Below are 2897 nucleotides of genomic sequence, written 5' to 3'. Positions count from 1 at the left end.
CTTCTCGACCCCTAATCGGGGACTTGAACAGGTTTTCGCCAAAATGAGAATTGCTGGGGGGTGATATGGGTATTTGACAGATTGATTAAGTTGTGCTTATTGATTAACCCGTCAATAATTAAGATTTGTTGCTAAGGGATATGCACTAATTGTCCCGTGTGCTAAGACTGAATGGAGTGCATTTTGAGTGTAACGGTACGAATATCGGTTTGAGCGATATCACGCGATAGTAGTCAGGATAAAGTATTGTCAGGAATGCGCCCTACTGGAATCGAACCAGTCTGAAGGCGAATTATGAGTTCGCTGCCTCCCCAATCGGCCAAGGGCGCACAAATCGGTAGGGGTCGAACGGGAAGTCACCTTCCCGAACTCCCATTAAAAACCGTGCTTGATACTTTCGCATCACACGGCTCCTGATGTGGACACCCTTTTTCATAGGAACAGAGTTACTACCCCCTGCTTTCTTACTTCAACTTTTGGAGCTTTATGCACCACGTAGTCTTTCAACTCGCTCTCGCCATTATACTCCTACTAATCGCAGTATCTATATCCACACCGCGACCTGTGGGCATATCCCAGCCATTACAGATGGGCATTGGCTTCTGGTCGCATCCTTCACCCTCCAGGGGTAGGGGTCGAGAGTGAAGTCACCTTCACCCCCTCCCATTCAAAACCTTGCTTGATAGTTTCCCATCACACGGCTCCTGATGTGGATACCCTTTTGTCATCGGAACAGGGTTACTACCCCCTGCTTTCGTACTTCAATGTTCAGAGCTTTATGCAGCACGTAGTCTTTCAACTCGTTCTCGCCACTACACTCCTAATAATCGCAGTATCTATATCCACACCGTGACCTGTGGGCATATCCCCACCATGACAATTGGGCTTTAGCTTCTGGTCACATCCTTCACCCTCTAACCATGCGCTTACATTTTTCACTACTGCCTTGTGAATAGCATTACTCACTTGTTTATAGGCAGAGCATTAGAGGGGTTACAACGTTCCGTTTATATGGGCATTCCATGGTTAGATTTGTCCTCAGAACCGGGGTAGTTTAAAGGTCTGTGCAGGTAGTCGTAAGAGCCCCCAACTTTTCCCCTTGCCCTTTTGGGCGCAGCGTGTCCACCTATTTCGCTGCTAGTGTATTACGATGGTTCAAGCCGGACATTCAGTTTCCTTAATCATGGATGGTTGGCAGTGGTCTCGATTCCGGTATTAGGTTACACCTCGGAGCCTTCCGTTCCCCGCTTTAGTCCTAGGGTTGTGAGTCCTAAAACTAGGGGTGGCTATCGCCGTTACCCTCTGCTCTGTGATTTCTCAGTTCGCTTAGGACCTTGGGTTCCCTGCCTTGCTTAGTTCCCTAAGCGTCGGGACATATAAACAGTTATGAGGATGGTCAGGAAAGGTTTCCTTATATCCCAACTCGGGGCTGGAATCTTCACCGGCTAGTGATTTATGGCATTTCAGCCCTATTTCATACCCTAACGTCTCGCACCTTGCGCTTACACTTATCACTACTCCGCAGGTAAATCCTGCCATATGAGAGCCTAAGAGGGGTTACGACGTTCCATTTATGTGGGCATTCTATCCTTAGATTCGTCCTTTCCACCGGGGTACTTTAAAGGTCTGTGTAGGTATAGCACAAAATTATCCTACATCTTGAAGATGGCTTGTTAAAACCTCTTCTTTTTCCCCTTGTCCTTTTAGACGCAGCGTGTCAACCTATTTCGCTGCTTCATAATTACGATGGTTCAAGCCAGACATTCGGTTTTCCTAATCATAGATAGTTGGCAGTGGTCGAGTAGGAAATAGGTTTTTCCATTACGCCTTCCGTTCCCCGCTTCAACCTAAGGGTGTGAATCCTTAAATTGGGGGTGGCTACCGCCGTTACTCTCAACTTTCTGCTATATTGGGGTCATAACTCCCTCAAACAGTCCGTATATTGACCCTGAGTTCCCTGCCTAGTTTGGATTCTCATCTCCAAACGTTGGGACGCATAAATAGTTATGGGATATTCAAAGAGTTTCAGCCCTCTTTTATTCAACCAAGGGGTTGAAATCCCACTAGGAGCTTATTTCAGGCATCTCAGCCTTATTTGGTCTCCTAAACATCTCGCACTTAGTGGTTTATGATAGCATAGCACATCGAGAGTATGCAAGACTCAAACCCAAAGTCCTAATTGGCCATTACCTGCTAAGGACATTGACAAGTAGGGGTCGAGAGAGATGTCGCCATCTCCCCCTCCCATACAAAACCGTACTTGAGACTTTCACCTCATACGGCTCCTAATCTGATTGTTCCATTGTTAAGGATACAGCGTTGGCGTTATCTAGCGCCGTCTTATCATCATGACAGTGGCGGTGTAATAATTGAAGGTTTTTGTATTCATCCTTTCCACCAAGGCTTCGAGGTACAATGTGGTCTATTTCAATTAGATCAGATGTGGTAAAGTATTGTCGGTAGGGGTCGAAAGGGAAGTCACCCTCCCCAACTCCCATTCCAAACCGTACTTGAGACTTTCACCTCACACGGCTCCTGATGTGGACACCCCTTGTCATGGGAACAGGGTTACGACCCCCTGCTTTGTAACTTCAACTTTCAGAGCTGTATACAACCACGTAGTCTTTAAACTCGCTCTCGTCATAATACTCCTACTAATCGCAGTATCTATATCCACACCGCGACCTGTGGGCATATCCCCACCATGACAATTGGGCTTTGGCTTCTGGTCGCATCCTTCACCCTCAAAAGGGTAGGGGTCGAAAGGGAAGTCACCCTCCCCAACTCCCATTCCAAACCGTACTTGAGACTTTCACCTCATAGGGCTCCTGATGTGGACACCCCTTTGTCATGGGAACAGGGTTACGACCCCCTGCTTTGTATAGCACTAGTCAATA

At 47.1% G+C, this 2897-nt stretch carries 1 tRNA gene and 1 pseudogene; both read right to left on the bottom strand.

What is annotated here, in order from left to right:
• Window positions 1-256 precede the first annotated feature (256 nt).
• Window positions 257-329 (bottom strand) — tRNA-Met (locus P5683_RS23895).
• 1956 nt (window positions 330-2285) lie between these two features.
• Window positions 2286-2456, bottom strand: a pseudogene (locus P5683_RS23890) (HNH endonuclease); the annotation flags it as partial.
• Between the last annotated feature and the right edge of the window lie 441 nt (window positions 2457-2897).

Origin of the sequence: Limnospira sp. PMC 1279.21 (assembly GCF_032349615.1) — a bacterium.
GTDB lineage: Bacteria > Cyanobacteriota > Cyanobacteriia > Cyanobacteriales > Microcoleaceae > Limnospira > Limnospira fusiformis.
This window is presented reverse-complemented; position numbering and strand designations above follow the sequence as displayed.